At 71.3% G+C, this 26,494-nt stretch carries 27 protein-coding genes and 1 pseudogene; 13 read left to right on the top strand and 15 right to left on the bottom strand.

The features are described from left to right. Positions 1-254: 254 nt before the first annotated feature. From JAN01S_RS07605 to JAN01S_RS07595, 4 genes and pseudogenes are all read right to left on the bottom strand, one after another. Positions 255-893 (bottom strand): MSMEG_1061 family FMN-dependent PPOX-type flavoprotein, encoded by a 639-nt coding sequence (locus tag JAN01S_RS07605; RefSeq protein WP_068316092.1) that lies wholly within the window; start codon positions 891-893, stop codon positions 255-257. A 261-nt stretch (positions 894-1,154) separates the two neighbouring features. Then, positions 1,155-1,337 (bottom strand): annotated as a pseudogene (locus JAN01S_RS16605) (integrase core domain-containing protein); the annotation flags it as partial. 21 nt (positions 1,338-1,358) lie between these two features. After that, a complete protein-coding gene (locus tag JAN01S_RS07600) occupies positions 1,359-1,946 on the bottom strand; it encodes a methylated-DNA--[protein]-cysteine S-methyltransferase (RefSeq protein ID WP_068316066.1) in 588 nt (195 codons plus the stop codon). After that, positions 1,943-2,437, bottom strand: coding sequence for an RNA polymerase sigma factor (locus JAN01S_RS07595; protein WP_068316089.1), 495 nt, complete (start codon positions 2,435-2,437; stop codon positions 1,943-1,945). The genes JAN01S_RS07600 and JAN01S_RS07595 overlap by 4 nt, the downstream gene beginning before the upstream one ends. A gap of 66 nt (positions 2,438-2,503) precedes the next feature. Between JAN01S_RS07595 and JAN01S_RS07590 the strand changes: the two genes are divergently transcribed. Next, on the top strand, positions 2,504-3,640 hold the full coding sequence (locus tag JAN01S_RS07590) for a class I SAM-dependent methyltransferase (RefSeq protein WP_068316063.1): 1,137 nt from the start codon (positions 2,504-2,506) through the stop codon (positions 3,638-3,640). Here the strand turns inward: JAN01S_RS07590 and JAN01S_RS07585 are convergent. Beyond that, on the bottom strand, positions 3,616-4,266 hold the full coding sequence (locus JAN01S_RS07585; protein WP_157075649.1) for a hypothetical protein: 651 nt from the start codon (positions 4,264-4,266) through the stop codon (positions 3,616-3,618). The two genes, JAN01S_RS07590 and JAN01S_RS07585, sit on opposite strands and share 25 nt — an antisense overlap. After that, complete coding sequence (locus JAN01S_RS07580; RefSeq protein WP_068316056.1) at positions 4,263-5,381, bottom strand: cysteine desulfurase family protein; 1,119 nt, start codon at positions 5,379-5,381, stop codon at positions 4,263-4,265. The genes JAN01S_RS07585 and JAN01S_RS07580 overlap by 4 nt, the downstream gene beginning before the upstream one ends. A 64-nt stretch (positions 5,382-5,445) precedes the next feature. Here JAN01S_RS07580 and JAN01S_RS07575 point away from each other — a divergent pair, with 64 nt between their 5' ends. The 3 genes from JAN01S_RS07575 (at position 5,446) to JAN01S_RS07565 (ending at position 8,351) form a co-directional block, all read left to right on the top strand. After that, positions 5,446-6,288: a PhzF family phenazine biosynthesis protein gene (locus tag JAN01S_RS07575; protein ID WP_068316052.1), complete on the top strand. Its 843-nt coding sequence runs from the start codon at positions 5,446-5,448 to the stop codon at positions 6,286-6,288. A 16-nt stretch (positions 6,289-6,304) separates the two neighbouring features. Next, positions 6,305-6,538: a superinfection immunity protein gene (locus JAN01S_RS07570; protein ID WP_068316049.1), complete on the top strand. Its 234-nt coding sequence runs from the start codon at positions 6,305-6,307 to the stop codon at positions 6,536-6,538. 127 nt (positions 6,539-6,665) lie between these two features. Beyond that, complete coding sequence (locus JAN01S_RS07565; RefSeq protein WP_068316046.1) at positions 6,666-8,351, top strand: ABC-F family ATP-binding cassette domain-containing protein; 1,686 nt, start codon at positions 6,666-6,668, stop codon at positions 8,349-8,351. A 31-nt stretch (positions 8,352-8,382) separates the two neighbouring features. Here JAN01S_RS07565 and JAN01S_RS07560 read toward each other — a convergent pair whose 3' ends face one another. The 4 genes from JAN01S_RS07560 to JAN01S_RS07545 all read right to left on the bottom strand — a co-directional run bounded on the left by JAN01S_RS07560 (position 8,383) and on the right by JAN01S_RS07545 (position 13,879). Then, entirely contained in the window at positions 8,383-10,317 is a 1,935-nt protein-coding gene (locus JAN01S_RS07560; RefSeq protein ID WP_068316086.1) for an acyl-CoA dehydrogenase family protein, read from the bottom strand. Between the two features lie 19 nt (positions 10,318-10,336). Next, on the bottom strand, positions 10,337-11,761 hold the full coding sequence (locus JAN01S_RS07555; RefSeq protein WP_068316043.1) for an MFS transporter: 1,425 nt from the start codon (positions 11,759-11,761) through the stop codon (positions 10,337-10,339). After that, a complete protein-coding gene (locus tag JAN01S_RS07550; RefSeq protein WP_068316040.1) occupies positions 11,758-13,131 on the bottom strand; it encodes a M20/M25/M40 family metallo-hydrolase in 1,374 nt (457 codons plus the stop codon). Before JAN01S_RS07550 ends, JAN01S_RS07555 begins: the two co-directional genes overlap by 4 nt. Before the next feature lie 73 nt (positions 13,132-13,204). Further along, positions 13,205-13,879 carry a TetR/AcrR family transcriptional regulator gene (locus JAN01S_RS07545; protein WP_068316037.1) on the bottom strand — a complete coding sequence of 225 codons (675 nt, stop codon included), beginning with the start codon at positions 13,877-13,879 and terminating at the stop codon, positions 13,205-13,207. 125 nt (positions 13,880-14,004) lie between these two features. Here JAN01S_RS07545 and JAN01S_RS07540 point away from each other — a divergent pair, with 125 nt between their 5' ends. From JAN01S_RS07540 to JAN01S_RS07525, 4 genes are all read left to right on the top strand, one after another. Beyond that, on the top strand, positions 14,005-15,294 hold the full coding sequence (locus JAN01S_RS07540) for an acetyl-CoA C-acetyltransferase (RefSeq protein ID WP_068316035.1): 1,290 nt from the start codon (positions 14,005-14,007) through the stop codon (positions 15,292-15,294). 33 nt (positions 15,295-15,327) lie between these two features. Next, positions 15,328-16,665, top strand: a complete 1,338-nt coding sequence (locus JAN01S_RS07535; RefSeq protein WP_068316032.1) for a 3-oxoacyl-ACP reductase — start codon at positions 15,328-15,330, stop codon at positions 16,663-16,665. After that, the gene (locus JAN01S_RS07530; RefSeq protein WP_068316029.1) at positions 16,665-17,510 is read left to right on the top strand and encodes a MaoC/PaaZ C-terminal domain-containing protein; all 846 of its coding nucleotides are present in this window, start codon (positions 16,665-16,667) and stop codon (positions 17,508-17,510) included. Before JAN01S_RS07535 ends, JAN01S_RS07530 begins: the two co-directional genes overlap by 1 nt. Positions 17,511-17,593: 83 nt before the next feature. Beyond that, positions 17,594-18,034, top strand: a complete 441-nt coding sequence (locus tag JAN01S_RS07525; RefSeq protein ID WP_068316026.1) for a hypothetical protein — start codon at positions 17,594-17,596, stop codon at positions 18,032-18,034. Between the two features lie 9 nt (positions 18,035-18,043). On the opposite strand, the gene JAN01S_RS07520 is transcribed toward JAN01S_RS07525, so the two are convergent. Both JAN01S_RS07520 and JAN01S_RS07515 read right to left on the bottom strand, forming a co-directional pair. After that, entirely contained in the window at positions 18,044-19,432 is a 1,389-nt protein-coding gene (locus JAN01S_RS07520) for a GH1 family beta-glucosidase (RefSeq protein ID WP_068316023.1), read from the bottom strand. Between the two features lie 8 nt (positions 19,433-19,440). Next, the gene (locus tag JAN01S_RS07515; RefSeq protein WP_068316020.1) at positions 19,441-20,721 is read right to left on the bottom strand and encodes an MFS transporter; all 1,281 of its coding nucleotides are present in this window, start codon (positions 20,719-20,721) and stop codon (positions 19,441-19,443) included. A 141-nt stretch (positions 20,722-20,862) separates the two neighbouring features. Here JAN01S_RS07515 and JAN01S_RS07510 point away from each other — a divergent pair, with 141 nt between their 5' ends. Continuing rightward, positions 20,863-21,228: a VOC family protein gene (locus tag JAN01S_RS07510; RefSeq protein WP_068316083.1), complete on the top strand. Its 366-nt coding sequence runs from the start codon at positions 20,863-20,865 to the stop codon at positions 21,226-21,228. Here the strand turns inward: JAN01S_RS07510 and JAN01S_RS07505 are convergent. Further along, positions 21,201-21,956 carry an MOSC domain-containing protein gene (locus tag JAN01S_RS07505; RefSeq protein WP_068316015.1) on the bottom strand — a complete coding sequence of 252 codons (756 nt, stop codon included), beginning with the start codon at positions 21,954-21,956 and terminating at the stop codon, positions 21,201-21,203. The genes JAN01S_RS07510 and JAN01S_RS07505 overlap by 28 nt on opposite strands. A 61-nt stretch (positions 21,957-22,017) precedes the next feature. Between JAN01S_RS07505 and JAN01S_RS07500 the strand changes: the two genes are divergently transcribed. Genes JAN01S_RS07500 through JAN01S_RS07490 form a run of 3 tightly spaced genes read left to right on the top strand, consistent with a single transcriptional unit; the run spans position 22,018 to position 24,885 of the window. Further along, a complete protein-coding gene (locus JAN01S_RS07500) occupies positions 22,018-22,797 on the top strand; it encodes an alpha/beta hydrolase family protein (RefSeq protein ID WP_068316081.1) in 780 nt (259 codons plus the stop codon). A 3-nt stretch (positions 22,798-22,800) separates the two neighbouring features. Further along, positions 22,801-23,526: a DUF3592 domain-containing protein gene (locus JAN01S_RS07495; protein WP_068316012.1), complete on the top strand. Its 726-nt coding sequence runs from the start codon at positions 22,801-22,803 to the stop codon at positions 23,524-23,526. A 9-nt stretch (positions 23,527-23,535) separates the two neighbouring features. Continuing rightward, the gene (locus tag JAN01S_RS07490) at positions 23,536-24,885 is read left to right on the top strand and encodes a M20/M25/M40 family metallo-hydrolase (protein WP_068316009.1); all 1,350 of its coding nucleotides are present in this window, start codon (positions 23,536-23,538) and stop codon (positions 24,883-24,885) included. Between the two features lie 6 nt (positions 24,886-24,891). On the opposite strand, the gene JAN01S_RS07485 is transcribed toward JAN01S_RS07490, so the two are convergent. Beyond that, a complete protein-coding gene (locus JAN01S_RS07485) occupies positions 24,892-25,095 on the bottom strand; it encodes a DUF5703 family protein (RefSeq protein WP_068316075.1) in 204 nt (67 codons plus the stop codon). A 32-nt stretch (positions 25,096-25,127) separates the two neighbouring features. Here JAN01S_RS07485 and JAN01S_RS07480 point away from each other — a divergent pair, with 32 nt between their 5' ends. Next, on the top strand, positions 25,128-25,445 hold the full coding sequence (locus tag JAN01S_RS07480; RefSeq protein WP_068316077.1) for a primosomal protein: 318 nt from the start codon (positions 25,128-25,130) through the stop codon (positions 25,443-25,445). Between the two features lie 18 nt (positions 25,446-25,463). On the opposite strand, the gene JAN01S_RS07475 is transcribed toward JAN01S_RS07480, so the two are convergent. Further along, positions 25,464-26,465 carry a magnesium and cobalt transport protein CorA gene (locus JAN01S_RS07475; protein WP_068316006.1) on the bottom strand — a complete coding sequence of 334 codons (1,002 nt, stop codon included), beginning with the start codon at positions 26,463-26,465 and terminating at the stop codon, positions 25,464-25,466. Positions 26,466-26,494: the final 29 nt, after the last annotated feature.

The following is a 26,494-nucleotide window of genomic DNA, read 5'->3' as shown; positions in this document are numbered from 1 at the left end:
GGTTGTAGTCCTCTTTCCAGTCGCTGATGACGACTTTGGCGTGTGCAAGGGACCAGAAGATGTTGATGTTGAGGCTTTCCAGGGCCAATGACCAAGGCCTGGCCATGAACGCGAGTCGCTGGCACTGACGTCCTAACGGCAGGCGCTACATCGAGCGCCCATGTTCACCCCTGGATCGTGCGCCTACTTGGGCTCGACCTTTTGATCAATCGCTTGATCCGAAGTGCCACCTAGCATCGAGCTGCGCTCGATGCTCAGTCGCAGTACAGATTCTCTCCGTAGGAAGGGCCGTAGTACCGCTCTAGGTCTTCCAGGCTTTCTTCTGGCCTCTCGAGCGCCTTCGCAATCTCGGCACGGCTCGGGGCGCGATCTGGATCCCAATCCCCCGGTTGCCACATCCGCGACCGGAGAAACGCCTTGGAGCAATGGTAGAAGACCTCTTCGACCTCGACGACTAGCACCAACCGCGGACGATGCCCCTCGACAACCATGTTGTCGAAGAACGGCGCGTCGCTGACAAGCTTCGCTCGGCCGTTCACGCGCAAAGTGTCGCCGCGGCCCGGGATGAGGAAGAGCAACCCAACATGCGGGTTCTCCAGCAGGTCCAAGTAACCGTCCATACGACGGTTCCCGGGTCGATCTGGCAGCGCCAGTGTCTGTTCGTCGAGGACGAGAACCGATCCTGCGGGGTCGCCCTTGGGTGAGACGTCGCAGCGCCCATCCTCGGAGGAGGTAGCTACCAGCCAGAACGATGATGCGTCCAAGAATGCCCGGTCCATGGCATCGAGCCGTCTCCGCACCTTGTTCGCGTTGCGCGTGTTGGGATGGGGAACAAGCGCGCGCAACTCGTCGCGCGAAGCTACTTCTCGCCAAGTCCCTGGTGAGGCCTTCATGAACTCCACCTGTCGTTGCGGGCGGTCTCTGGTCGCAGGCGCGTCGCCCGGAGACTCACGGCGTTGGCTGTTGGTTCCAGCTGCTGGAACCGGCGCATGGCCCAGGCCTGTGCGTCACGTGATGGTGCCCTAGGAACGTGGACCATCTGGAGCCTCCTCCTCAGACATAGCGCGTGAGTGTTTGCGCGGCGAGTGGGCTGTCTCGCTACGTTGCTGCAGGTTTGGACGGACCCCAAGAACTGATCCAGATCGGTTGAGAGTTCATCGATGGGTGCAGGCAGCAGCGTAGACCGCTGGGGCCTGGTAGCCGAGCGAGCTGTGTCGTCGGCGGTGGTTGTAGTCCTCTTTCCAGTCGCTGATGACGACCTTGGCGTGTGCAAGGGACCAGAAGATGTTGATGTTGAGGCATTCGTCGCGGATGCGGCTGTTGAAGGACTCGACGTATGCCGGGGTCGTCAGCCGCGCTCATGCCGCGCCCTCCAGCTCCAGCAGGGTCCGCTTGGCGTCGAGACCGCCGAGGTAGCCGCCCATCCTGCCGTCGGTGCGCAGCACCCGGTGGCAGGGCACGACGACCGGCAGCGGGTTGGTCGCGCACGCCGTGCCGACCGCGCGGACCGCCCGGGGGTTGCCCACGGTCTCGGCGACCTCCGTGTAGGTCTGCGTGTGCCCGTAGCCGATGTGCGGCAGGTAGCGCTGCACCACCTGGCGGAAGCCTGAGGAGAGCGTGAGGTCCAGGGGCAGGTCGAAGGCCCGTCGCGTGCCGGCGAAGTACTCGTCGAGCTCGGCGGCGGCCGTGTCCAGCCGTCGCGGCGCCTGCAGCACCCGGGGGCTGACCCTGGTCGCGAGCGACTCGAGGACCCCGTCGAAGCCCTCGCGCTCGAAGGCGACGCGGACCAGGCCTGTCTCGGTGGCGGCCAGCAGCAGCGGGCCGACGGGGGAGTCGATCGTGCGGTAGGCGATGTCGAGCAGCGTCAGCTCGTCGGCGCGCTCGGCCAGGCGCGCGCGCAGGTCGGCCATGGCGCCGGGCTCGATGGGGAAGGTCGTGGGGTTCATCGTGGTGCTCCTGTCGCGTCTTCGCCGGAGTGCTGTCGTCTCAGGCTCCTGATGCCGTCGGAGGCGGCCCGGCGCACGACCTCCGGTGTGCCGCCGATGATCTCGGCCGTCTCGGCGTGCGGCAGGCCGCCGAGGTAGTGGTAGGCGACCGCCAGGCGCTGACGCTCCGGCAGGGCCGCCACGGACGACCACACGCGGTGCGCGTCGTCACCGGGGTTGCCCCGCCGCGACACCCGCTCGGGGAGCCGGTCGGTGGGCACGGCGTGCCGGGCACGCGCCCTCGTCACGTCGATCGCCTTGCGCTGCGAGACGCGCACCAGCCAGGCCTCGACATTGGTCTCCTCGGGCAGGTCCGGCCAGGCGGTGAGCGCGGCCACGAAGGTCTCGGACCACGCGTCGTCGGCGTCCGGGCCAGGCCCGAGGACGGCGCGGCAGACCCGCAGCACGGTCTCACCGTGCTGCTCGACGGCCTGCTCGAAGGGAATCTTCATCGTCATCGCACGGTAGTCGCGCCGGCCCCGCCGGATGTGAGGTGCCGACCGTAGACTCGCCGCACCATGGAGACCATCCGCTGGGTCGAGCGCGACCGTGACCACGAGGCCGAGTGGCACTCCGAGAGCGGGGCGCCCGTCCCGGGGCGGGTCGTCGTCGCCGACGACACCATGACGGCCGACGCGGCGATGCGGCTCGCCTCCCGCGGTACCGCGATCCTCTGGCGCGGTGACTACCACAACGCCCGCCAGCTGCTGAAGGCCATGGACCGTCGCATCGAGCGCCGTGCGCCGCGACGGCAGCGCGGCGAGGCGACCTTCGCCGGGCACCGGGCCGAGCGCACCCAGCGGGCCACCCTCATGGCGCACCTCGTCGTCGAGCTGGGGCACGACCGGTCCCTCGACCTGCGGCGGGCCCCCGACGTGCGCGAAGCCTGCTGGGCCGCCTACGGCCCCGGTACCGGCCCCATGGTGGTTGCCCTGAGCGAGCTCCTCGGCGTCATCGGTGCCCACCAGTGGCAGACGAAGGGGGTGCACGTCCCGGCGCTCGGGGCGAGCATCCACCCGGCCTACGGCGTCTTCTCCCCGGTCCGCGGCGAGTACATCGACCTCGTGGCCAATGCGCCTCTGGCGCAGCCGGTCCCGAGCACCGCCTTCGACCTCGGCACCGGCACGGGAGTGCTCGCCGTCGTCCTGGCCCAGCGGGGCGTCGAGCGGGTCGTCGCCACCGACATCAACCCGCGGGCCGTGGCCTGTGCCCGTGACAACGCCCAGCGGCTGGGCGTCGGCGAGCGGGTCGAGGCCGTCGAGGCGGACCTCTACCCGGACGGTCGGGCCGACCTCGTCGTGTGCAACCCGCCGTGGCTGCCCGGGGAGCCGACCTCGGACCTCGAGGCGGGCATCTACGACCCAGGCTCGGACATGCTACGGCGCTTCCTCGCCGGCCTGGCCGAGCACCTCGAGCCGGGCGGCGAAGGCTGGTTGGTCATCTCCGACCTCGCCGAGCACCTCGGCCTGCGCGCCCGGGAGGAGCTGCTCGGGCTCATCGACGACGCGGGGCTCGAGGTCGTCGACCGGCTCGAGACGGTGCCCCGCCACAGCAGGGCGAGCGACGCCAAGGACGCCCTGCACGCTGCGCGGCGCGCCGAGGTCACGTCGCTGTGGCGGCTGACGGTCGCTCAGGGACGCCAGTCGGCCCGGTAGCCGGGCATCTCGTCGCGCGCCGCGCTGACGAAACCGCCCGGCTCGAGCGGTCCTGTGGACGTCGACCACCAGGCCAGGTGCTGAGGCACCCCGTGGGCGACGAGCGCCACCCGCAGCTCGTGCGCGATCTCCTCCGCACGGCGTGAGGCGAAGAGGACGAAGCCGTCACCCGGAGCAGGAGGCGGGGTGAACCCCGGCCCACGGACGGCACCCGGCGACGGACCGACGAAGGAGATGGCCCCGGTCGACGTCGGGTGGATGTGCCAGTCGTGCGGCACCACACGCCTCACGACCGACACCACTCCCGAGATGTCGCTGTAGGTGGCGATCGACGCGGGGTGGATCGAGCCGTCGGGGATGTCGTGGCGCTCCCCGATCCGGCGGAGGGCGACGCCGTGGGCGTGCAGGTGGAGCGTCGAGGAGGTCGACCACACGATCCACGCGACGGCGAGCGTGCCGACGACGAGGGTCCCGAAGCCGGCCCAGGCCCACCGTTCGCGGCCGCCCTCGGAGAGGAGAGCCGCACAAGGGGCGAAGCTGACGACGACCGCGACCGCGATGTCGAAGGGGGCCGGCGTCATGCGGTAGGACCGCACCACCGGGCCAAGCCATGCGGGCGCGCTCATCCGCCGAGTCCCCGGGCGAGTGCGGTGGCCGCGGACTCGACGTCCGCAATGCTCGTCGACCGGCCGAGGGAGAGGCGGAGCGCACCGAGCGCGGTGTCGGCGTCGAGTCCCATGGCGAGCAGGGCGGCGTTGGGGGAGTGCACGCCCGCGTGGCAGGCGCTGCCGGTCGAGGCTGACACGTCGCCGACCGCCTCGAGGACGTGCGCACCGACGCGGCCCGGCAGGGCAACCATCAGGGTGTTGGGCAGACAGGCCTGCTCGGGCGACACCCGCACCAGTCCCGGCACGGCACGGGCGAGCTTGTCCCACAACGCCTCTCGTAGGGCGGACTGGCGTTCGACCTCGGTCGCGAGAACCTTCGCGGCCAGTTCGGCGGCCACGCCGAGGCCCACGATCAGCGCGACGTTCTCCGTCCCCGGCCGCAGGCCACCCTCCTGCCCGGCACCGAGGACGACCGGCGCGACGCGGGTGCCGCGCCGCACGTAGAGGGCCCCGACCCCCTTCGGCCCGTAGAGCTTGTGCCCCGCGATCGACAGCAGGTCGACACCGAGGTCGTCGACGGCGACCGGGATCTTGCCGACGGCCTGGGCCGCGTCGGCGTGGACCAGGCCACCCAGCCGGTGGACCCGCTCGGCGAGCTCGGGCACCGGCTGGATCGCACCTGTCTCGTTGTGCGCGAGGATCAGCGTGCCGAGACCGACTGCGCCGGAGGGCATCTCGTCCAGCACGACCCGGCACGCGCCGTCGACCGGCAGCTCGTGCACCCGCCAGCCGTGGTGCTCCCGCAGGTGCGCCAGGGGCGCAGCCGTCGCAGGGTGCTCGACGCACGAGGTGACGGCCACGCGGGTCGCGAGGTGCCGAGCGGCGCCCCGGATCGCGATGTTGTTGGCCTCTGTCCCACCCGAGGTGAAGACGATCTCGTCCGGCTCGGCACCGACGAGTGCCGCGACCTGCTCGCGGGCGTGGTCGACCGCCGCCCGAGCACGCCGACCCTGCACCGAGGCGCTCGACGGGTTGCCGAAGTCCTGCGTCAGGTGCGGCCACACCGCCTCGGCGACCTCGCGGGCGATCGGCGTCGTCGCGTTGTGGTCGAGGTACACGGGGTCGGCGGTCATGCCCCCATGATGTCGAGCGTCGCCCGGCCTGGGAGGATGGGGCCACCCCGACGAGAGGACTGCGATGCTCCGCTCCCGTGCCTTCACCCAGGTCGACGTCTTCGGGACCCGGCCCTACGCCGGCAACCCGCTCGCCGTCATCCTCGACGCCGAGGGCGTCGACGACGCAGCGATGCAGGACGTTGCGCGCTGGACCAACCTGTCCGAGACGACCTTCGTCCTGCCGCCGACGACGCCCGAGGCCGACTACCGGGTGCGCATCTTGACCCCCGGCGGCGAGCTCCCCTTCGCCGGTCACCCGACGCTCGGGACCGCGCACGCCTGGCTGGCGCACGGCGGCTCACCACGCCAGAGCGACCGCATCGTGCAGGAGTGCGGCGCGGGTCTCGTCGACGTCCACCGCTCGGGGAGCGAGCTGGCCTTCACGGCACCGCCCCTCGTGCGCACCGGTCCGCTCGACGACACCGAGCTCTACCGTCTCGTCGGCGCGCTGGGCGTCGACCGCGCCGACGTCGTCGCCCACCAGTGGGTCGACAACGGCCCGGGCTGGGCCGCGGTGCGCCTCCCTTCGGCCGAGCACGTGCGCGACCTGCGACCGGACTGGTCGCAGGCACCCGATGCCAAGGTCGGCGTCATCGGCTGGCACGACGAGGGCGGCGAGCACCTCTACGAGACGCGGGCCTTCGTCCCCGGTCTCGGCGTCGGCGAGGACCCGGTGACCGGCAGCCTCAACGCCGGCATCGCCCAGTGGCTCGCGGGCGAAGGGGAGGTCCCGCGCCGCTGGACCGTGACCCAGGGCGGCTGCATCGGGCGCGCCGGCGTGCTGGCCCTGACCGCCGACGAGGGCGGCGAGGTGCGGGTCGGCGGCGCCGTCACCACGCTCATGGAGGGGACGATCAGGCTCTGACCCTAGGCTTGGGGCCATGGCACGCATCGTCACCGACCAGAAGACCCGAGTCGTCAGCGCCCCGGTGGCGATCATCGTCGCCATCGTCACCGCCGGCTACATGCTCCCGTGGGCCATCGCGGCCGTGCGCGGCAACCGCAACGCGTGGTCGGTCTTCTGGGTCAACCTGCTCCTCGGCTGGACCGTCATCGGCTGGATCATCGCGCTCGTCATGTCGATCAAGGAGCACCGCATCCTCGAGGTGCGCTGACCCTTCGAGACGGCCGCGGGCGGCCTCCTCAGGGACCGGGGCGACGGCCGCGGGCGGCCGCCTCAGGGAGCGTGAGGTGCGGATATCCGCTTGGTGACACCGGGGGGATCGGGGAGGATTCCCCTTCGTGGGACATGTCGACGTCGCCGGTGTCAGGTACGAGCTCTCGGACGGGCGCGTGCTGCTCGACGAGGTCTCCTTCCGCGTCGGTGAGGGCGCCAAGGTCGCGCTCGTCGGGGCCAACGGCGCCGGCAAGACCACGCTCATGCGGATCGTCACGGGCGAGCTGACGCCTCACGCCGGGTCCGTCTCCCGCACGGGCGGGCTCGGGGTGATGCGCCAGCACGTGGGTGCCGGGCTGGGAGAGCGACCCACGGTCGCCGACCTGCTGCTGTCGGTCGCCCCGCGCGCCGTGCGCAACGCCGCCGCCGAGATCGACCGGCTCGAGCTGGCCCTGATGGAGACCGAGGACGAGCGCACCCAGATGCGCTATGCGGCAGCCCTGTCCGACTACGCGGACGCCGGCGGGTACGACCAGGAGGTCGTGTGGGACGTGTGCACGACGGCCGCGCTGGGCGTTCCCTTCGAGCGGTGCAAGTACCGGGAGCTGTCGACGCTCTCGGGCGGCGAGCAGAAGCGGCTCGTCCTCGAGTACCTGCTGCGCGGGCCCGACGAGGTGCTGCTGCTCGACGAGCCGGACAACTACCTCGACGTGCCGGGCAAGATCTGGATGGAGGAGCAGATCCGGGCGAGCGACAAGACGATCCTCTACATCAGCCATGACCGCGAGCTGCTCGCCAACACCGCGACCCGCGTGGTGACCGTCGAGCTGGGGAGCGCGGGCAACCGCGTGTGGACCCACCCGGGAGGCTTCGGCAGCTACCACGAGGCGCGGCAGGAGCGCTTCGCGCGCTTCGAGGAGCTGCGCAAGCGGTGGGACGAGGAGCACGCCAAGCTCAAGGCCCTGGTGCTCATGTACAAGCAGAAGTCGAAGTACAACTCCGACATGGCCACGCGCTACCAGTCGGCGCGCACGCGTCTCGAGCGGTTCGAGGCGGAGGGCCCGCCGACCGAGCAGCCGCGCGAGCAAAAGGTGACGATGCGCCTGCACGGCGGACGCACCGGCAAGCGGGCCGTCGTCTGCGAGGACCTCGAGCTGACCGGCCTGATGCGGCCCTTCGACCTCGAGGTCTGGTACGGCGAGCGGGTGGCTGTGCTCGGGTCCAACGGGTCGGGCAAGTCGCACTTCCTGCGGCTGCTCGCCGCGGGCGGCAGCGATCCCGAGCCGGAGAACCTGCCGGTCGGCGAAGCGGTCATCGAGCCCGTCCAGCACACCGGACGCGCACGTCTGGGCGCCCGCGTGCGGCCGGGCTGGTTCGTCCAGACCCACGAGCACCCCGAGCTCATCGGGCGCACCCTGCTCCAGATCCTCCACCGCGGCGACGACCACCGCAACGGGATGGGCCGCGAGGCGGCCAGCCGGGTGCTCGACCGCTACGAGCTGGCGCACGCCGGTGAGCAGACCTTCGAGTCGCTCTCGGGTGGGCAGCAGGCACGGTTCCAGATCCTGCTGCTCGAGCTCTCCGGCGCGACCCTGCTGCTCCTCGACGAGCCGACCGACAACCTCGACGTCGAGTCGGCCGAGGCGCTCGAGGAGGGCCTGGACGCCTTCACCGGCACGGTGCTCGCGGTGACCCACGACCGGTGGTTCGCTCGCGGCTTCGACCGTTTCCTCGTCTACGGGGCCGACGGACGCGTGCGGGAGACCGACGGTCCCGTCTGGGACGAAGGGAGAGTCGCCCGCGCCCGCTAGGAGCCAGGCACAGTTCGTGCGGGGCGCCGGGTCAGAACTCGGCCAGGTCCGCCATCATCTCGGTCGTCAGCCAGGCGTCCGGGATGGCGAAGGCGTCGACGAGGGTGCCGGCGTAGGGGCGGATCTCGCCGAGCAGCTCGTTGGTCCGGGCGATGACCGCCTTCGACTGGCTGGAGCTGAGGCGACCGTGCTCGATGTACCAGGCACGGTTGGCCTCGACGGTGCTGAAGACGTAGAGGTCGCAGACCTTGGCGAGCAGGTCGCGCCCGAGGCCCTCCGGCGTGGTGTCGATGGCGGTGACGAAGGCCTCGAGCGCGATCCGGTCGACGTGCGCGCGAGCGGTGTCGAGCAGGTGGTCCTGCGCGTCGTTGAAGACCGCGAAGGCGTCCGCGTCGTCGTCACCGGCCCTGCGCAGCCGCATCGCGAGGGTCTCGGTCATGTGCTGCTCGCGGTCCTCGAAGAGGGCGAGCTGACCGCCGCGGTCGAGCAGCGCGTCGTCGCCGTCCTTGCCCGGAGCGCCGGAGATCAGCCGCTGGATGAGCGAGCCACCGATCGTGTGCTCGATGACCGAGGTCGTCACCTGACGGGCGCCGAAGAGGATGGCGCCGCGCGTGTCGAGCTCGGTGAACTCCGTCTTGTAGTTGGTGAGCATGCCCTTGGCGAGCAGCTGCAGCAGCACGGTGTTGTCGCCCTCGAAGGTCGCGAAGACGTCGGTGTCGGCCTTGAGGTCGGTGAACCGGTTGAGGCTCATGTACCCGGCGCCGCCGCAGGCCTCACGGCAGGCCTGGATCGTGTCGGTCGCATGGTCGGTCGTGACCGCCTTGATCCCCGCGGCGCGGGACTCGAGCTCGCGCTGCTCGTGCTCCGAGTCGATCTCGCCGCTCGCGATGGCGGCCATCTTTTCGACGAGGGCGTTCTGCGCCAGGGCGAGGGCATAGGAGCGGGCGAGGCGCGGCAGCAGCTCGCGCTGGTGGCCGCGGTAGTCGAGGATGACGACCTCGCGGTCGCCGTCGGGGTGGTGGAACTGCGTGCGCTGCATCCCGTAGCGGATGGCTAGGGCCAGGGCGCTGCGGGCGGCCGCGCCGGCCCCGGCGCCGACCGTCACGCGTCCGCGCACGAGCGTGCCGAGCATCGTGAAGAAGCGCCGGTTGATGTTCTCGATCGGGGAGCTGTAGCGCCCGGAGTCGTCGATGGCGCCGTACTTGTCGAGCAGGTTGTCGCGCGGCACGCGGACCTGGTCGAACATCAGCCGGCCGTTGTCGACACCGCGCAGCCCCATCTTGGAGCCGCAGTCGGTGATCGTCACCCCGGGCATCGCCGCGCCCGACTTGTCGCGGATCGGCACGAGCACGCAGTGCACGCCGTGGCTCTCCCCGTCGACGACGAGCTGGGCGAAGACGGCGGCGAGGCGGGCATCGCGCGCGGCGCCACCGATGTAGTCCTTGCGGGCCGCGGGCGAAGGGGAGTGGACGACCAGTTCGTCCTCTGCCGGGTCATACGTCGCCGTGGTGAGGATCGACTGCACGTCCGAGCCGTGCCCGGTCTCGGTCATGGCGAAGCACCCCGGCAGCGACAGGTCGGCCATGCCGGGCAGGTAGCGCTCGTGGTGCCTCTCGGTCCCGAGGGCGGCGATCGCACCACCGAAGAGGCCGAACTGGACGCCGGCCTTGACGAAGACGGACAGGTCGCCGTACCCGATCATCTCCAGTCCGGTGACGGCTGCCCCGACGTCGTTGCTGCCCCCCACCTTGGACGGCAGGCCGGCCCGGACCAGCTCGCTGCCGCCCAGGGTGGTCACCATCTCGAGGGTGCGCTGCCGGTGCTCCTCGAGACCCAGCTCGAGCGCCGGCTCGGCCACCGGGAAGTCGGGATCCTCGCGCAACCGCTGGCGCACATCGGCCCAGCGGCCGTCGAGGACGGCGCGGATCTGGTCGGCAACGGGATCGAGGGGCTGCGCAGCACTCATGCTCCGCACTCTTCCAGACTCACGCGACGGAGGCTGTGGCCGTCGTCTCCCGATCGCCCGAGGGCAAGCGCGAGAGCGCCAGCGCGGCGAGCAGGGCCGACGCGGAGCAGATCGCCCAGACGGTCAGGTAGCCCGACATCGGCGCGTGGCCGGCCGTCGGGTCGGAGATGCTGCCCGTCGACGCCAGCGCGACGGCAAAGAGGGCGGAGGCGAGACAGCCACCCACCGTCTTGGTCGCGTTGGTCAGGCCCGCCGCCTCGGCGGTCCCACCGTGCTGGGAGGCCTGCGCGGCCGCGGCGGGCAGGGAAGCGACGAGGGCGCCCGACCCCAGCCCGGCGATGCCCATGGCGAGCATCGCGTGGACCAGGGCGTCGTGCAGGGGGATGAAGGTGGCGTACCCGATCGCCACGAGGACGGCGGAGCCGACGAGCATGCCCCGCACGCCGAGCCGGCGCGCGGCCATGGGGGACAGCAGTGCCCCGACGGCCATGCACACGACGTACAGCCCGATGAGGTTGGCGATCGCGCCGGCGTCGACACCCAGCCCGTAGCCGACCTCGGCCGGGTCGGTCCGGGCGAAGGTCGACAGCGGGATCTGCGCCCCGAGCACGCTCATGCCGAAGAGGGCGGCGGCCAGCTGCACCGGCCACATGCCGGGTGCCGCCAGGGCGCGCACGTCGACCAGTGGTGTGGGAGAGGCTCTCTCGACCCGGACGAACCACGCGAGCACGGCGAGCCCAGCGACGACGAGCAGCCACGCGAGCGGGCTCGCCAGACCCTCCAGGCGCACGACGACCAGACCGCCGAGCACGAGCAGCAGACCGACGCTGAGCAGGGCGGTGCCGGGCAGGTCGAGGCGGCCCGTCGCAGGTGCGGACTCGTCGCGGACACCGAGCAGGATCGCGATGAGCGCGATCGTCGTCGCAGCAGCCGGGATCGACAGGATCGCCGTCATGCCGAGGACCGGTTGCAGCGCACCGGCCGTCAGTGCTCCGGCGATGACACCGACCTCGAGTGCGAGCACCAGCAGCGCGGCGCCGCGGCGCACGAGCGCCGGCCGGTCGGGGCGGTCACGGGAGCGCTCGTGGAGGATGGCGATCTCCATCGGCAGCCACACGGTGTAGGCGCCCTGCAGCGCCCAGCCGATGAGGAAGGTCCAGAAGCCCGGAGCGAAGGCGACGAGCCACCCACCGAGCGCGGTGATGACCGTGGCGACGATCAGCACCCGTCGGTGGCCGTGCAGGTCGCCCAAGCGCGAGAGCACCGGCACGGCGAGGGCGGAGACGATGAGCTGCACCGCCTCGAACCAGTTGACGTCGCCGTCGGCGATGCGCAGGTGGTCGGCGATGTCGCTGTAGATCGGCGTGTAGTAGCCCTGCAGCACCCCGGAGGCGATCTCGACTGCCGCGAGGAACCCGACGAGTCGCCAGATGGCTGGGCTCACCGGCCGACCTCCGCGGCGGCGGTCGTCGCGTCGAGACCGTCGAGCAGCGTGCGGTACCAACGGATCCCGTCGAGGAAGTCGTCGACCCCGAGGCGCTCGTCGTAGCTGTGGATCGACTCGCGTTGCTCGGCGCTCATCCGGAACGGCGCGAAGCGGTAGACCCGGGCACAGATCTCGGTGAAGTGCCGCGAGTCCGTGGCCGCGTACATGACGTACGGCACGGGCACCGCGTCGGGGAAGACGTCGGTGATCGTGCGCTCGAGCAGCTCGAAGGCGGGGTCGTCGACCGGTGAGAGCGGGCTCGGGTCGTGCTCGTCGATGACCGTGACCTCCACGTCGTCCCCGACCGTGCGCCGCACCCGCTCGGTCGCCTCAGCGGTCGTCTCGCCGACGGCGATGCGCAAGTTGAGCCCGGCGTGCACGCTCGTGGGGCTGACATTGATCGCCGGAGAGCCCGAGACGGTCGTCACCGCGACGGTGGTGCGCGCCAGTGCCGCGGGCTCGGGCCCGGCGGCGACGAGCAGGCGGGCGAGAGCACCCGGGTGCCGCTGGGCGCGACCAGCGACGGGACGAAGGGGGCGCGGCACGTGGGGTGCCAGCCGCGCCAGCATCTCGAGGGCCGCGGGGGACAGGTGGGCCGGGAAGGGGCGGCGCTCCAGGCGCAGGATCGCCCGCGCGATCCGGGCGGCGGGTCCCCCCTTCGCCGGACGTGAGGCGTGCCCGCCCCGCCCACTCGCGGTGAGGCGAAGGGAGAGCACCCCCTTCTCAGAGACGCCGATGACACCGATCGGTCGGCTCACGCCGGGGAAGGCGCCGGAGGCGACGGCACCCCCTTCGTCCAGCACGAACCACGGTGTGACGCCTCGCGATCGCAGGATCTCGACGGCGTTGCGCGCACAGGTGCCCATGACCTCCTCGTCGCTGCCGAAGGAGAGCCAGACCTCGCGGGCCGGGCGACGACCGTCGGCCAGGAGCGACTCCATCGCCGCGATGACGGCGACGAGCTGGCCCTTGTCGTCGAGCGTCCCGCGACCCCAGATCACGCCGTCGACGACCTCCGCGGCCAGGGGCGGGTGGGTCCACCGGCTCTCGTCGCCCAGGGGCACGATGTCCATGTGCGCCATGAGGACGACCGGGTCGTCGGTCGCGGTGGGGGAGTCGGGGTCGGCCGGGACCCGCAGGAGCAGGCCGTGCGGCGGCACGTCGACCACCTCACCGACGTCGTGGGTGAGCGGGAAGTGCTCGCGCAGCACCCGGTGCAGCTCGACGAAGGGAGCGGGGTCGCACTCCGCGCCCTCCTGCCCGGCCACGGTGTGCAGTCGCAGGATGTCGCGCAGCGCGGCGACGTTCGGATGCTCGACGGTGGGCATGACCAGACCCTACTCGTCGGTACTCAGCCGTGGCCGCTCCCTGAGCAGGTCGCGCAGCGACCGAGTCGAAGGGTCAGTCCGCGGAGCGCTTCCAGGCGATCTTGATGCCCGACCACGCGAGGTCGCTCAGCTGGTCGGTGAGCTCCTCCCGGGAGAAGTCGCCGGCCAGCCCGGCGAGCCACGCGTCGGCTCCGGCGCGCACGAGACCGACGAGCGAGTGGCCCCACAGTCGCGCGGGGGCCGGGTCGTTGCCGCGGTCGACGAGCGCCGCGGAGATGAGGTCGCTGATCTGGCCGGCCATCTTGCCGGTGGCGCTGGCGACGGCCTCGACGGCATTGCCGCTCTTGTCGGCGCCGACGAGGGGGGCCGAGACGATGAAGCGGTAGAGCTCCGGGTCGCGCTCGACGAGCTGGAGGTAGGCGTCGATCGCCGCGCGGATCACCGAGCGCGGGTCGATGTCGAGCGCGGAGAGCCCGGCGCCCTTGGTGCTCTCGCCCAGAACCTTGCCGATGTCGCGCAGCATCAGCTCGTCCACGCGGTCCGCGACCGCCTGGTAGAGGCCGTGCCGGTCGGTGAAGTGCCGGTAGAAGACCGTCTTGGAGGTGCCGGCAGCCGCGGCCAGCTCGTCCATGCCCACCGAAGCGCCCCGCGTGCGGATGGTGCGGATCGCGGACTCGACGAGGGTGCGGCGTCGTTCCTGGCGATGCGCCTCCCAGCGGGCGCTGCGGCCGTCGGTGGTGGTGCTCACAGAGGAGGACGGTAGCAGGTACTAGCGGTACCTGCTACCGTCCGTGTCGTATAACCGCAACATGGGACCGAGGGCACATCGCCGCGGTCCCGCCCGACTCCGTACTCACGACCAGGAGACCTGTGGTGGCTAACAACCTGCCGCGTCGCGCCGCCGTCCTCGGTGGCAACCGCATCCCCTTCGCCCGCCAGTTCGGCCCCTACGCCGAGGCGTCCAACCAGGACATGTTCACCGCCGCCCTCGACGGGCTCGTGGCCCGCTACAACCTGGGCGGCAAGCACATCGACGAGGTCGTCGGCGGTGCGGTCATCAAGCACTCGCGCGACTTCAACCTCACCCGTGAGGCCGTCCTCGGCTCCGCCCTGGCCCCCACGACGTCCGCCTACGACGTGCAGCAGGCCTGCGGCACCGGCCTCGAGGCCGCGATCCTCGTGTCCAACAAGATCAAGCTCGGCCAGATCGACTCCGGCGTCGCCGGCGGCGTGGACACCGCCTCGGACGCGCCGATCACGGTCACCGAGTCCCTGCGCAAGAAGCTGCTCAAGGTCAACCGCACGAAGGGGGCCAAGAACCAGGCCCTCGCGCTGGCCAAGATCCGCCCCACCGACCTGGGCATCTCCACGCCGGCCAACTCCGAGCCGCGCACCGGCCTGTCCATGGGCGACCACATGGCCATCACCGCCAAGCGGTGGGGCATCACCCGTGAGGCCCAGGACCAGCTCGCGGTCAACAGCCACAAGAACCTCGCGCGCGCCTACGACGAGGGCTTCCAGGACGACCTCATGACGAGCTTCATGGGTCTGTCCAAGGACCAGAACCTGCGTCCCGACTCCTCGATGGAAAAGCTCGCCAAGCTCAAGCCGGTCTTCGGCAAGGGCGACGACGCGACGATGACCGCCGGCAACTCCACGCCCCTGACCGACGGCGCCTCCACCGTGCTCCTCGGCTCCGAGGAGTGGGCCGCCGAGCAGGGGCTGACCCCGCTCGCGTGGTTCGTCGACGGCCAGGCCGCCGCGGTCGACTACGTCCACGGCGCCGAGGGCCTGCTCATGGCTCCCGCCTACGCCATCCCGCGCATGCTCGAGCGCAACGGCCTCACCCTCCAGGACTTCGACTACTACGAGATCCACGAGGCCTTCGCCGCCACCGTGCTCTCCACGCTCAAGGCCTGGGAGGACGAGGACTTCTGCCGCGAGAAGCTCGGCCGCGACACCCCGCTCGGCTCGATCGACCGCGACAAGCTCAACGTCAACGGCTCCTCGCTGGCCGCCGGCCACCCCTTCGCCGCGACCGGTGGTCGCATCGTCGCCGCGCTGGCCAAGATGCTGCACGCCAAGGGTCCGGGCAGCCGCGGCCTGATCTCCATCTGCGCAGCCGGTGGACAGGGCGTCGTGGCCATCCTCGAGGGCGCCTGAGCCCCCACCTCACGACTTCTAGGAGACATCCACATGGGATTCGAGTACGGCAAGTTCGTCAGCTCCGGTCTGGGCAAGCAGATCGCCAACACCCTCGGTCTGCCGCGGCCGACCACGCTGCGTCGCCACAAGGCCGGCGCCCCGCTCATCAACGGCGCGGTGCTCCTCGACGGGCACGGTGACGCCCCCGTCGCCGCGCTGCTCACCAAGGCTCTGCGCGCCGACGGCGTGCAGATCGCGACCTCCCCGTCCACCTCGGTCGCCGGCGTCGTCGTCGACATGACCCAGGCCCGCACCCCCGCGGACCTGGAGAGCCTGCGCGGCATCCTCGCGCCGGCGCTGAAGACCCTCGCCCCGACCGGTCGCGTCATCGTCATCGGCCGCCCGGTCGCGGACACCGACGACGTCGCCGAGGCCGCGGCCCGCCGAGCCCTCGAGGGCATCGTGCGCTCGGTCGGCAAGGAGATGCGTGCCGGCGGCACGGCCAACATGGTCTACGTCGCCGAGGGCGCGGACGCCAATGTCGAGGCCACCATCCGGTTCTTCCTCTCCGGCCGCTCCGCCTACGTCTCGGCCCAGGTCGTCCACGTCGGCCCGGCCGTCGGCGACATCGTCGAGCCGACGAGCTGGGACGCCCCGCTCGAGGGCAAGGTCGCGGTCGTCACCGGCGCCGCTCGCGGCATCGGTGCGGCCATCGCCGACACGCTCGCCCGTGACGGCGCCACCGTCGTGTGCGTCGACATCCCGGCCGCCGGCGGCCCGCTCGCCGAGGTCGCCAACCGCATCGGCGGCTCGGCCCTGCAGGTCGACGTAACCGCCGAGGACGCCGGCGCCAAGATCGTCGAGCACGCCACCACGCTCCACGGCGGCTTCGACATCGTCGTGCACAACGCGGGCATCACCCGCGACAAGCTCCTCGTCAACACCGACGCCGACCGGTGGGGCTCGGTCCTCAACGTCAACCTGCTCTCGATCCTCGCGATGAACGAGGCGCTCGTGCCCGCCATCAACGAGGGCGGCCACATCGTCAACGTCTCGTCGATCGCCGGCATCGCGGGCAACCGCGGCCAGGTCAACTACGGCGCGAGCAAGGCCGGCGTCATCGGCATGACCTCGAGCCTGGCCAAGGACCCGCAGGTCGTCGCCAAGGGCGTGACGGTCAACGCCGTCGCCCCCGGCTTCATCGAGACCGAGATGACGGCCAAGATCCCGCTCGCGACGCGCGAGATCGGTCGCCTGACCAACTCCCTGTCGCAGGGTGGTCTGCCGGTCGACGTCGCCGAGACCATCGGGTGGTTCGCCTGGGACGCCAACCGTGCCGTCACCGGCAACACGGTCCGGGTGTGCGGCCAGATGATCCTGGGCGCCTGATGGCCGTCACGACGGTCAAGAGCATCCCGGCGCTCGGCCCGATCTACGCCAAGGCGGCCCTCTCGCGTGGGGGCGGCGGCTCGACGCTGCCCGACACGCAGCTGCGCCTCACCGGCCACCAGGTCGACCGGCACGACCTGCTCGAGTACCAGCGCATCTGCCGGTTCAACAACAGCGACGTGCTGCCGCACACCTACCCGCACGTCGTCGGCTTCCCGCTGCAGATGCAGCTCATGGCGGGCAAGGGCTTCCCCCTGCCGCTCATGGGTCTGGTGCACGTCGAGAACCTCATCACGGTGCACCGTGAGATCCGGTTCGACGAGGCGCTCGACATCACCGTCTCCGCGGACAACCTGCGGGCCCACGCCAAGGGCAAGGTCGTCGACCTGGTCACCGAGGTGGATATCGACGGCGAGCGGGTCTGGGAGGGTCGCTCGACCTACCTGGCCCGTGGACGTGGTGACGCGGAGGCGGAGCGGGGTGAGCAGCCGCCGGCCATCCCGACGGGTCAGGCCGCCGCGAAGTGGAGCCTGCCCGGCGACCTCGGTCGTACCTACGGTCTCGCCTCCGGTGACATCAACCCGATCCACATGAGTGTGATCACGGCCAAGGCGATGGGCTTCCCCCAGGCGATCGCCCACGGCATGTGGACCTACGCCCGCGTGCTCGGGGCCATCGGTCCCGTCGCGAGCGGCCCGAGCACGAGCCACGTGTGGTTCAAGAAGCCGGTGCTGCTGCCGGGCAAGGTCGACTTCGTCATCGACAAGAGCGGTGACGTCGTCGTCGCCGGGCTGCGCTCCTCGCGCAAGCCCGAGACCGAGCACCTGGTGCTCACGCTCAGCTGACCGAGCTCGGCCGACGGCCCGTGTCCCGCAGGGGGGACACGGGCCGTCGTCGTCCCCGGACAGGGGTGTGCGAGCCTGCGGGCATGACGATGCCGCCCCCGCCGATGCAGCAGCCGCCCCAGTACGTCCGCCCGCCCGGCAACGGGTCGATCGCGTGGATCGTCGGACTGATCGTGCTGCTGTGCCTGCCCTTCTTCGGCTCGCTGCTGGCCGCTGCCCTGATGATCGGTCTCGGCTTGGCCCAGCGGAGCAAGGGCGGGCTGGCCGCGCACAACGGCGCGAGCGCCGCGACCTGGGGCGTGATCTACCTCGTCGCCACGGTCGTCCTCGTGGGCGCACACTTCGCGCTGGTGTTCTGGGTCACTGGAGGCGAGGGATCCGCCAGCTTCTTCCCGGTGGGGATCCCGATCACCGTGTGGGGGCTGGCGACGCTCGCGCACCTCGTCATGTGCATCTGGGGCACCGTCGTCACCTCGCAGAACCGTCCCTTCGGGTTCGGGGTCTCCTTCTTCCGTGCCCGCTGAGGTGGATGGTCAGCCGAGGCCCTGACGGATCTGCGTGATCCGCTCGCGCAACCACGCGTACGAGTCCTTGGGGGTGCGCGTCTGCCCGTCGTCGAACTCGACCCGCACCAGCCCGAACCGCTGCGTGTAGCCCTCGGCCCACTCGAAGTTGTCGAGCAGCGACCAGACGAAGTGCCCTCGCACGTCGACCCCCGCGTCGATCGCCTCGGCCACGGCGTCGAGGTGGGTGTCGAGGTAGCGGATGCGGGCCTCGTCGTGGACCTGGCCGTCCTCGACGACGTCGTCGGTCGAGCAGCCGGACTCCGTGACGTACACCGGCGGCAGGGCGTCGCCGTACTGGTCCCGCAGCTGCACGAGCAGCTCGGTCAGGCCCTCGGGCACGACCGGCCAGCCGAAGGCGGTCCGTTCGTCGGCCTCCACCGGCACGAGGGCGAAGGGGATGCCCTCCGGCATCTCGAAGGGCACCTCGTCGCGCGAGCCGGTGGCCAGTGCGGCGGTGACGGCGGGGGAGCCGGGAGCGCCCACCTTCGTCGGGTTGTAGTAGTTGACGCCGTACGCGTCGAGCGGCTCGCTGATGACCGCCAGGTCCTCGGCGACCGGGCCGGGCATGCCCTCGCCCATGCCGTTGGGGTACTCGCCGAGGAGGATCGGCTCGGCGAAGGCCCGGTTGTGGATCGTGTCGTAGAGGGCTGCGGCGGCGACGTCCTCGTCGGCGTCGCTCGCTGCGCGGACCGGGGTGTGGTTGTTGGCGGTCCCGACGGCACGGGCGCCGGAGGCCCGCAGCGCGCGGGTGGCCAGACCGTGCCCCAGGAGCAGGTGGTGCGCCGCACCGAGCGCCTCGAAGCCGCGCACCTCGCCGGGCGCGTGGATCCCGACCGCGTGGCCGAAGATCGTCACCACGACCGGCTCGTTGACCGGCATCCACATCGCGACGCGGTCGGCGAGGCGATCGGCGACGACCGCGGCGTACTCGCCGAAGCGCTCGGCGGTCTCGCGGACCATCCACCCTCCCTTCGCCTGCAGCGCGGAAGGCAGATCCCAGTGGTAGAGCGTGGCGAAGGGGGCGACCCCCGCCTCGCACAACGCGTCCACCGCGCGGTCGTAGAAGTCGAGTCCGGCGGCGGCGTTGACCGGGCCCGACCCCGTCGGCTGGATCCGCGGCCAGGCGATCGAGAAGCGGTAGGCGTCGACGCCCAGTCCCTGCAGCAGCGCGACGTCCTCGTCCCACCTGCGGTGGCTGTCGCAGGCGGTGGCACCGGACGAGCCGTCCCGGATGGCGCCGGGGCGGTCGCAGAAGTCGTCCCAGATGCTGCGGCCACGGCCACCGGCCTCCACGCCCCCTTCGATCTGGTAGGCGGCGGTGGACGTCCCGACGACGAAGTCACGGGGGAGGGGCATGGGATCTCCTAGTCGACGCTCTTGATCCGGCGGATGAGCAGCGCTGCGGCGATGCCGATGGCGGCCGCCAGCAGGTAGAGGGTGCGGTAGCCGGCGGCGTGCGTGTGGTGCTCGGCGAACCACGTGATGATCGGTCCAGCGATCGCCGGCGCGAGGACCTGCGGCAGGGCATTGGCGATGTTGATGACGCCGAGGTCGCGGGCCCGGTCGCCGGCACGGGGGAGGACCTGCGTGATGAGCGCGAAGTCGACCGCGAGGTAGATGCCGTAGCCGAGCCCGAGGATGACGGCGCCGACGAGGGCGGCCGGCCAAGTCTGGACGAAGGCGAGCAGGACTGCGGCACAGGACATCACGATGCCCGACCACATGACGAAGGGCTTGCGCACACCGAGCCGGTCGGACCAGATGCCGGCGAGGATCGCCGAGCCGATGAGGGTGACGGCGTAGAGCAGGGTCAGGACGAGGACCCCGAGCTCGGGATCGTCGACGCGGACGGCGTCGGTGAGGAAGAAGAGCAGGTAGAGCGTGCAGATCGAGTTGGCGATCGTCGCGAGGAAGCGGGTGGCCCACGCCCAGGCGAAGTCCGGGTGCCGCCGCGGCGAGATCCAGAAGCCGCGGAGGAACTGGCCGACGCCCATCGTCGGCAGCAGGCCCCGGGGGAGCGGCCGGTCCATGGAGCGCAGGACGAAGGGGGTGACCGCCGCGATGACGAGCACGGCCAGGACGAGGTAGGCGCCGGTGATGCCGGCGACGAGCGTGGCGACACCCGTGCCGACCACGATGCCCAGGGTCTGGGTCATGCCGATGACCCCGCTGACGAGACCGCGCTGCTCGACGGGCACGAGATCGGGCACGGCTGCGGTCAGTGCGGCGAGGGTGCCGTTGAGGCCTGCCTGCACGAGGCACCACCCGAGGATCATCAGCGGGACGGAGTCGGCGACTGCGAGCACGATGAGACCGACGGCGCCGAGGAGGGTGCCGCCGACGACCCAGGGGACCCGGCGACCCCACCGTGAGGTCGTGCGGTCGCTGAAGGCCCCGGCCAGCGGGTTGGCCAGCGTCGAGATCGCGGCGCCGATGCCGGTGACGAGCGAGAGGGTCGCCTCCTTGTGGTCCGGCGTGAGGGCCGCGGCCTGCAGGCCGAGCAGGACCTGGATCGGGCCGAACCAGCCCGCGCACATGCCGACGCCCGCGAGTCCGAGCCGGGCGATCCAGCCGGTGGGCACGGGCACGGTCGGCTCGGAGTGCGGGTCGGGCGCGTCGACGGTGACGGCCTCGGGAGGCTGCATGACCTGATGCTACTCGTGAGTAGGGTTGCGTGGGGTCGTTCGGTCGCGCAGGTGCCGGCAGTCTGCGCGTCGGGTGGCGGTGGGTGACCGTTCACGTCAGGGGTGTGGTGGCTGTCACACCCCGCTGCCATGCTCGATCCCATGGCACACGGAGACATCACGCACATCGACATCCCGGTCACCGACATGTCGGCGGCCTCGTCCTTCTACAGCGCGCTCTTCGGCTGGCAGATCGCCGAGATCCCCGGCTTCGAGGGCTACCCCATGTGGCAGGCGCCCAACCAGATCAGCGGGGGCGGCCTCGCCCCGCGCGGCGAGGGTTTCGAGCACCCGCGCTCCTACGTCGAGGTCGACTCGATCGACGAGGTCCTTGCCAAGGCCACCGAGTCCGGGGGCTCAGTCGTCATGGCCAAGTCGCCGATCTCGGAGACGAGCTGGTTCGCCGTGCTCGCCGACCCGGACGGCAACCACATCGGGCTCTACGAGGGCACGACCGAGGCCGGCTGACCGCTCGTCACGCGGACCTCGTCTCCGGTCACGACCCGACCGGGCACGACCACCTCGGCGTCCACCCCGAAGGGCACCTCGCCCTCGGGGTGGCCGCGGCGAGCCAGCGTGCGCAGGTGCGTCGTGTCGAGTCGTCCCGTGCGCGGGTTGACGTCGACGACACGGCAGCGGGGGACCCGCGCGCGCACCTGCACGACGGCGGCCGAGCCCAGCCGCAGCAGCGTGCCCGGCTCGGGGTCCTCGTCCGCCTCGAGGGTGAAGGTCGCGCGGAACCGCTCGTCCTGCTGCTCCGCCAGACCACGCAGCGCGCCGGTCGTGACGAAGGTGACGCAGGCGCCGTAGACGACCTCGCCGGCCCGCACCGGGCGGGCGAGTCGGACCGGACGGCCCAAGTGAGCCCCCAGGAGCTCGGTGTGCGGTGACTCGAGCAGCTCGAGGTCGGCGTCGCGGCTCCAGTAGTCACAGGTGATGACCTCGCCGGTGGGCGTGGGTGCTGCGGTCACGCTGGCCCCGTCAGGGGTGGCGACGGTCAGTGTCGTGCCGTCCCAGGTGGCGGTGACGAGCACCATCCGTGGGTTCTCCACCGTGCGCACCACCCGGTCCCGGTCGGCGTCGACGAGGCAGAGCACTCGGTCGCCCCGTGGTCCGGTCGGGTCGAGGTCGACGTGCTGCAGGGTGGTGTGGCGCGCGCCCTTGAGCGCCGCGAGTCCGATCCGGGTGATGTGCACGGGCCCAGTCAAGCACCGCCGAGCGCCGTGGTCCCCACCGCTCTTTGGCATGCTCGAGGTCATGCCGACGCAAGAGATCACGTTCACCGGCACGAGCCTCGAGCAGCTCGTGGGTTCCCTCGACCTGCCTGACAAGGAGCCCGAGGGGTACGCGCTCATGGCGCACTGCTTCACCGGTGGTCGCAACCACCCGGCGACCAAGCGGGTCTCGCGAGCCCTGTGCGAGCGAGGGCTGGCGGTACTGCGCTTCGACTTCACCGGGTTCGGTGACTCGGGGGGCGAGTTCGCGGAGTCGACCTTCAGCTCCAACGTCGCCGACATCGCCCTGGCGGCCGACTGGCTGCGCGCCGAGCACGGCGCCCCCGCGCTGCTCGTCGGTCACTCCCTCGGCGGCGCCGCCGTCATCGCGGCGGCCGGGCGGATCCCGGAGGTCCGGGCCGTCGCGACGATCGGTGCCCCCGACGACCCGGGCCACGTGGCCCACCTCTTCGAGTCGGTCATCCCCGAGGTGGAGCGCGAGGGGAGCGCCGAGGTCGTCCTCGGTGGCCAGCGCGTCGTCGTCGGTCGCGACTTCGTCGAGGACATCCGCTCGGTCGACATCGACGAGGCAGCCCGGACCCTCGGGCGTCCGCTGCTCATCATGCACTCGCCGCAGGACGAGATCGTCGAGCTGTCCAACGCCGAGGGCATCTACCGCGCCGCGCGCCACCCCAAGTCCTTCATCAGCCTCGACGGCGCCAACCACCTGCTCACCGGTGCCCGCGACGCGCGCCGCGCCGCCCAGCTCATCGCGGCCTGGGCCGACCCGTACCTGCCCGACTTCACACCCGAGGTCGACTGACCGGTGGCGCACGAGCACGTCTCCGATCGGGTCGCCCGTCGACTGCGCAAGGACTTCGGCTCCCGGTCCGAGCGGATCGCGCGGCAGATCGGCGAGGTCACCGACTCCGAGCGTGAGCAGGCGGCCGTGCTGCTGCTGGCGGACGGCGACGAGTACCAGCTGGCTGCGGCCCTGCACCTCGCGCGCACCGACCGGCGCGACCTGCTCGTCGCGGCCGACCTGGCCGACGACCGCTGGCCGAGTCGGCTGGACCACGAGCTCGGCCGCACCTCGCGTGCCCCTCGTCGTCGACTGCATGGCTGGCTCCCACGACGTGGACGGCTGCGCACCGCGCTGCTGATCCTCCTGGTCGCACCCGGCGTGCTCTTCTTCTTCGTCGGGGTGCCCCTGCTCATCATCGACGACTACCGGGAGGCCGCCGGCCGGGTCGAGGAGACGACCGGCGTCGTCCTCGAGCACCGCAGCGGCTGGTCGAAGGGCGGCCGGAGACACGTCTGCACCTACGACTACGTTGTCGACGGCCTGACCCGCACGGGCACGGCGGAGTGCGGCGAGGACGACGGGGCCGGCGACGAGGTGACGGTCCGCTACGACCCGACCGACCCGGCGAGCTCCGACCTGAGCGCCGGCAACGACCTCGTGGGCCTCATCGTGGGCCTGGGCGCGGGCGCGGTGTGCATCCTCGTCCCCATCGTCTACTTCGTCCGCGACCGCCGTCGCCGCACGTAGGCTGCGGCCATGAGCGAGATGTCCCCGCAGCCGGACGGTGCCCCCACCGCACCCGAGCAGGAGGTCGTGCGCATCTGCCGCGACCTGCTGCGCATCGACACGAGCAACTACGGTCCCGGACAGGACGGCCCGGGTGAGCGGGAGGCGGCCGACTACGTCGTCGCGCAGCTGCGCGAGGTGGGTCTGGAGCCGCAGGTCTTCGAGAGCGAGCCGGGTCGCACGACGGTCGCGGTCCGGGTCGCGGGCGCCGACCGGGACCGGGGCGCGCTGTGCATCCACGGCCACCTCGACGTCGTGCCGGCCCACGCCGAGGACTGGAGCGTTCCCCCCTTCGACGGTGTGGAGCGCGACGGGTGCCTCTGGGGGCGCGGCGCGGTCGACATGAAGGACATGGTCGCGATGATGCTCGCCTGCGTGCGCCACCTCGCGCGCACCGGCACGGTGCCGCCGCGCGACCTGCTCTTCGTCTTCTTCGCCGACGAGGAGGCCGGCGGCGTGCTCGGCAGCCAGTTCATGGTCCGCGAGCACCGCGAGGTCTTCGACGGCGTCACCGAGGCCATCAGCGAGGTCGGTGGGTACAGCGTCACCGTCGACGACGCGAAGGGGGAGCCCCGCCGCGCCTACCTCCTCCAGACCGCGGAGAAGGGGATCGCCTGGCTCCACCTCGAGGCCAAGGGGACCGCCGGGCACGGGTCGGTGCCGACCTCGGACAACCCGATCGTCCACCTCGCCGAGGCGATCGCGCGGATCGACGCCCACAAGTGGCCGCGCGAGTTCATCGTCTCCGTCCGCGGCCTGCTCGACGGGCTCGCCGAGATCACCGGGGTCGGCTACAGCGACGAGGACGCCGAGGAGCTGCTCGAGCGGATCGGGCCGGCCGCCGGGTTCGTGCGAGGAGCCCTGCAGGACACGGCCAACGTGACGATGCTCGATGCCGGCTACAAGCACAACGTCGTCCCGCAGACCGCGTCCGCGGCCCTGGACTGCCGCTTCCTGCCCGGCCACGAGGAGGACCTCATGGCGACGATCCGCGAGCTCGCCGGCGAGCACGTCGAGGTCGTCGTCGACCACAAGGACATCTCGCTGGACGCCCCCTTCGAGGGGGACCTCGTCGACCGCATGCGCTCCGCGTTGCTCGCCGAGGACCCGGAGGCGTCGATCCTGCCGTACTGCCTCTCCGGTGGCACGGACAACAAGGCGCTGTCGACGATCGGCGTCACCGGATACGGTTTTGCGCCGCTGCGTCTGCCGGCCGACCTCGACTTCGCCCCGATGTTCCACGGCATCGACGAGCGGGTGCCGCTGGAGTCGCTGGAGTTCGGCGCGCGGGTCCTGTGGCGTCTCGTCGAGGACTGCTGAGGCGGGTCAGCGCGTCGTCGGCAGGGCCGGCGGTCGCGGGACGCGGATGATCTTGCGGCGCAACCAGGCCTTCTGGACGCCGCCGAGATAGACGACGGTCCGGTGCAGCTCCCAGCGGCCGTACTCGGCGTGGTCGGCCAGCTCCTGCCGGATGGCGGCACGCCCGGCGCCCCGGGGGAACTGGATGGTGCGGAACTCGTACTCGGGCATCAGTGCCATTGTGGCGCATGGGCGGTAGCGTCATGCCCATGAGCGACCCGCGCCCCGCCCTGAACCAGCTGATCGCCGCCTTCGAGCGTCACCTCGAGGCCTCCGCCCAGCGTCGCGGCGAGGACGACCCCACCGTCGTCGCCGCCTACGAGGACCTCGCCGACGCCTTCGAGGCGTACGACGACGCCCTGCACGACGCGACGGGGGAGATGACCCCGCTCGTCGTCGTCGACGAGCAGTTCATGGTCGATGACGACGAGGATGACGACGACTACGACGACGACGAGGACGAGCAGTCGTACTCGGGGCTCGACGACGAGGAGTACGACGCGGACGACTCGCGCCGCTGATCCCTCACGCGCCGGGTGTCACAACCACCCCGAGCGCTTGAAGAGGCGGTGGAGGACGACGCAGGCGAGCACCATCGCCAGCAGGGCGAGCGGGTAGCCGTAGTGGAGCTCCCGGCCCGCGACGTCGACGCTCATCGACAGTTCGGGCATGCCCTCGAAGTTCATCCCGTAGATCCCGGCGAGCATCGTCGGCAGGGCCGCCATCGCTGCCCAGGCCGAGATCTTGCGCATGTCCTGGTTCTGCTGCACGCCGACCTGAGCCAGGTGCGCACTCAGCACGTCGGAGAGCAACCGGTCCTGCGACTCGGTGTTGTCGTTGACCAGTGACAGGTGGTCGACTACGTCGCGGAAGAGCAGGCGCAGCTCCTCGGTCGGCACGGGGGACGAGGCCCCGACGAGCTGGGTCAGCGGCCGGGCGAGCGGGAGGGAGGCCCGCTTGAACTCGAGCACCTCGCGCTTGAGCGCGTAGATCTCGCCGCTGTCGACTCGCTGGTCGGGGGAGAAGACCCGGGCCTCGATCTCGTCGAGGTCGATCTGCAGCTCGTCCTCGATCGCGAGGTACTGGTCGACGACGAAGTCGACGATCGCGTGGAGGACGCCCCAGGGACCGTGCTGCAGCGGATGGTTGCGCTCCTCCAGACGACTGCGCAGGCCCGCGAGCGGGCTCGCCTCGCCCCGTCGGATCGTCACGATGTAGTCGGGACCCCAGAAGACCATGATCTCGCCGGACTCGACGTCGGAGGTCTCCTCGACGTACCGCAGCGGCCGCAGGACGGCGAAGAAGGCATCGCCGTACTGCTCGATCTTGGGACGCTCATCGCCCTTGACGGAGTCCTCGACGGCCAGGGGGTGCAGACCCAGTTGGGCGGCGACCTCCTCGAAGCTCGCGGACGAGGGGTCACGCATGCCGACCCACAGGAAGTCCGACCCACCGCCCGAGCGGATGTCCGCCATCGTCGCGCCGATGTCGTCGCAGGGGAGGCGCTGGCCGTCGTGGTAGCGGGCCTGGTTCACGATCACCCGGGCATCGTCTCAGGAAGGGGGTCGCC

Source organism: Janibacter anophelis NBRC 107843 (assembly GCF_001570945.1).
In the GTDB taxonomy this organism is placed as follows: domain Bacteria; phylum Actinomycetota; class Actinomycetes; order Actinomycetales; family Dermatophilaceae; genus Janibacter; species Janibacter anophelis.
The sequence above is the reverse complement of the archived record's forward strand: the minus strand, read 5'-3'. Positions and strand labels throughout refer to the sequence as shown.